The organism is Chryseobacterium salviniae, from assembly GCF_035819015.1.
Classification (GTDB): Bacteria; Bacteroidota; Bacteroidia; order Flavobacteriales; family Weeksellaceae; genus Chryseobacterium; species Chryseobacterium salviniae.
In genome coordinates this window covers 1-3062 of the sequence record NZ_JAYLAA010000076.1, presented here as the reverse complement: position 1 = coordinate 3062, position 3062 = coordinate 1, and the positions used below count along the sequence as shown (strand labels likewise).

Sequence of the window (3062 nt, the reverse complement as noted above, 5' to 3'; positions counted from 1 at the left end):
TTCTAATTTCTCTCTTTCTTCCTGTAAATATTGATAAAACAACAATATTTGTTCTGCTTTTAAATCTAAAATCCTACTGTTTGTAATTCCTGATTTCTGAACTTTTATTTTTGCATTTTGTAAATCTAAATCTTCGATTTTCAGTTTCTCAATATCTCCAACTAATAACGCCTGATTCACCAGTAAACTCATTATAATTTGGTTTCTTTTTTCCAATATCGGATATCGTTCTTCTCTTGGTTCTAAAAGCTTTTTTAATTCCTTTTCTGTCAGTAATTCCTGTAATTGTATCGGGTTTTCTTTGCCGTCTTTTATCCTGATATTTCCTGCAATATTTGTTTTTATCTTTCCTGTTTCTACTAAATAATCGTAGTATTTTTTTATCGCATAAACCGTTCTTTTTACGCTTTGTGGAGTATAGCTTTTTCTTAAGTATTCTACATATTCCATTAAATTCTGATAGCTCAGTTTCTCCGGATTTTTATAATGTTTTTTGAACTTTTCTATTTCGTAGAGATAGGTTTTTACAGTTCCTTCAGATAATTCATTTTTTAAAAAAGTTGTTAGTCCGTGGTTGTTAATTGATGGTTTCATTGCTACATTTTCACATTGGTAAATTGTTACATTGTATTGATTCTTGTATAAATCTGTGTTGTTCCTAAATATTCATGTCCTAAAAAATCCCGTACTTTCTCCAGCTCCATTCCCTGTTCTAATAACTGTGTCGCAATGGTATGCCGTAAACAGTGCAATGTAAATCCTTTGTTTTCCAATCCTGTTTTCCGGAGTAATTTTCTAAATTCTTCGTAAGGGTTTTGGGTGATCAGTTTTTCGTCCTGGTTCCGGGCTTTGGTTTCTAAAAATTTCTCAAGATCTTTTTTAACCTGTTTTGTAAAGGGGATTACTCTGCGCTTTTTGCCTTTTCCTTTTCTGATATACAGCAGATCATTTTCTAAATCTATATCGTTTATTTTCAGTTCTTTTGCTTCATTTCTTCTCAGTCCACACGCATAACATAGATGTAAAATAATTGCTTGCAGCTTACTGCTTTTAGCATATAGCTTTTTTATTTCTTCGTTTGTAAATACTTTTCTTTCTTCGGATTTTGGAGTTTTAATTTTCAGTTGGTAAGGATTGAGTTTTATGGTTCCGGTTCTTTGCAGATAATCAAAATAGAGTTTGATGGACAGTAAAATAGTGTGCAGATAATTGTCGCTTAAAGCCTTTTTAGTTCTCGGACTGATGACGGTTTTCAGATAGGAATAATAATCTAAAATGTCCTGTGTCTGGATTTCAAAATTTTCTTTCCGGATATATCTCAAAAACTTTGCAATCTGCTTTGGATAGGAGTTTATAACGGTTTTGCAATACCCTAAATTTTGTAGTTCTTTTCTAAATTGTAGTATATTTTCTTCATCCATTTGTATTAGTATGACGGTTTTGCTTTTGTGTTTTCTGTGGAAAATGGAAACAAACGATTTTTTACTATAACCTATTGATTTTCAACAACTCTTGTTTCCGTTTAGTTTCCGCTAGCTTCCGGACTTTGCAAGTCAGGCAATTATTTATTCTTTGTTTTTAAACGTTCTATAATTTTATGGAAGTGGTCTTTTAATTCCTGTCTGACTTTTCCGATATCGTCGCTGTAACCGATTTTATAGGTAAATCCTTTGTTTACAAAACCTTTCTGTTTCAGATATTCCAACCGTACCAATTCGTTCAGATAAACCTGCAATTGGCTTTTCTTAAAACCTGTATATTCCATTGCTTCAAAACGATTAAATTCTCTCTGCTCAAAACGTTTCTTCAGCTTTTCTAAAAACTGTCTCAGACTTCCGTCCAGCTCGTCAATCTTCAAAATAATACTCTCAAAAAGTATCTCAATTCCCTGTTCCAGATCTTCGATTTCTGTAATTAATTTCCCGTCATCGGTCTGTTTTCTCTGATATTGATTTAGGATGGTGATTTGCTTGATAATACTTTGTACCATTTCGTTCAACCGCCTTTTATTCTTCACTTTATCGGGCAATTGCAGTTCCATTGCGTAAGGATTTACCACTTCATAACATTTCAGATTCTTGACTAATTTCTGTATAAAACTGATGGCTTTCTGCTCGTTGTCCCGGTGAATCATTCCTGCATTTTTCAGGTTCTGATAATCAATAATTTTCCTGGTCTGTTCCTCGCTTTCATTGATGGCGACAATAAAACTGCGGTTCATATTGTCCTCATACGTTTCGCCTTTTGTGGTGGCTGATAAACTTGAGAACTGACCTTTTACAATCTTATGACTGGATTTATTATTTCCTTTTTTATCTTTGATGGTTACGGAACTTCTCAATACCTGGTTCGATATAAATTCTCTTAAGGCATACAAAGCATCTTCTTTTAATCCGTCCAGATCTTCTATGATGATGATCTTCTGGAATAAATCGAACTCGCCCCAATTATATAAACTGGATTCTGTAATTCTTGTAAATCTCAGAACATCTTCCTGTGGCATTAAGTCTGCAATTCTTGAGATAATATGCGTTTTTCCGCTTCCGGAACTTCCCTGGACAATTCCGTGTAACGGACTTTTATTTAAGTAACTTATCGTAATTAAAAAGAGTAGAAGGCGGCTGTTTTCCTCCCCGATAATTCCGGCTTTTTCAATTAATTGGTTCAGGTTCTGAAGTAAATTTTTCTGCTCTAAAAAGTCGATTGCTGTTTTCGGTTCTGCTCTTGGTTCTGCTTCTGTAACTTTTATTGTTTCAGTTGAAAGAAAAATATCTTTTCTATTATTCAGTAATTCTACAAATATTGTTTCATCGTGTAACTGCAAAGTCTCATTTATATCATTGTTCGGCACTTCGACTACGCTCAGTGTGACAGATTTACATTCTTGTTTCAACAGTTCTGCATATTTCTTTACTGCTCCTTTTCCTGCTTTATCCTGGTCAAAACAGAAAATAATTTCTTCAAGTTCCGGAAGTTCTTTTATTGTGTTTAAAATCTCTTCATTCAATCCATTAGTTCCAAAACAGCTTATGAGACTGTAATTGTCTCTGATTTCTTTCTRT

General features: G+C 33.5%; 3 protein-coding genes. All 3 read right to left on the bottom strand.

What is annotated here, in order from left to right; all coding sequences use genetic code 11:
- A partial coding sequence (locus tag SOP96_RS19725; protein ID WP_326322590.1) for a tyrosine-type recombinase/integrase occupies nt 1–594 on the bottom strand: 594 nt, incomplete at its 3' end.
- Between the two features lie 26 nt (nt 595–620).
- Nucleotides 621–1421: a tyrosine-type recombinase/integrase gene (locus SOP96_RS19720; RefSeq protein WP_326322589.1), complete on the bottom strand. Its 801-nt coding sequence runs from the start codon at nt 1419–1421 to the stop codon at nt 621–623.
- Between the two features lie 140 nt (nt 1422–1561).
- Nucleotides 1562–3062: toprim domain-containing protein (locus tag SOP96_RS19715; RefSeq protein ID WP_326322588.1), on the bottom strand; the 1501-nt coding region annotated here is incomplete at its 5' end.

Coding starts and splice junctions, on each gene's coding strand:
- SOP96_RS19720 (WP_326322589.1), bottom strand. CDS start 1,421: ATGGATGAAGAAAATATACTACAATTTAGAAAAGAACTACAAAATTTA.